Annotated in this window: 1 protein-coding gene; it reads left to right on the top strand. The window is 61.6% G+C overall.

Translation table 11 applies throughout. The features are described from left to right. Window positions 1–16 precede the first annotated feature (16 nt). A partial coding sequence (locus I6F37_RS46455) for an ankyrin repeat domain-containing protein (RefSeq protein WP_368736821.1) occupies window positions 17–445 on the top strand: 429 nt, incomplete at its 3' end.

Below are 445 nucleotides of genomic sequence, written 5' to 3'. Positions count from 1 at the left end.
AGGCGGGGCAGAAGCCCTGATAGCGAATACGCCACTTCTTCACCTGGCCATCCAGTTCAATCGACTGGATCTTGTCTTGTGGTTGCTGGAGAAGGGCACTGAACCTGACCGCACAGACAAGCACGGCCGCACGGCTCTCTATTTCGCGGCAGACCGTCGCATGGCCCGCACTCTGATGCAGGCCGGCGCTGATCCCAAGCACCGTGACTTGCTGGACCACACGCCGTTACATGCGGCTGTTCAGACCGGGCGGCTGGAAGTGGCGCATGCCCTGACCCTGGCACAGGTCGATCTCAATGCCCAGGATAAGCGCGGCCATACGCCACTGCATGCCGCGGCTTTGAAGGGCCGCGTGAAATGCGTAGAGCACTTGATACGCCAGGGTGCCAATCCCAATGTCCAGGACCGCAAGGGCAGGCATCCGCTTTTCTACGCCGTCGCAGGC

The organism is Bradyrhizobium sp. NBAIM08 (assembly GCF_020193935.1).
GTDB classification, from domain to species: Bacteria; Pseudomonadota; Alphaproteobacteria; order Rhizobiales; family Xanthobacteraceae; genus Bradyrhizobium; species Bradyrhizobium yuanmingense.
This window is presented reverse-complemented; position numbering and strand designations above follow the sequence as displayed.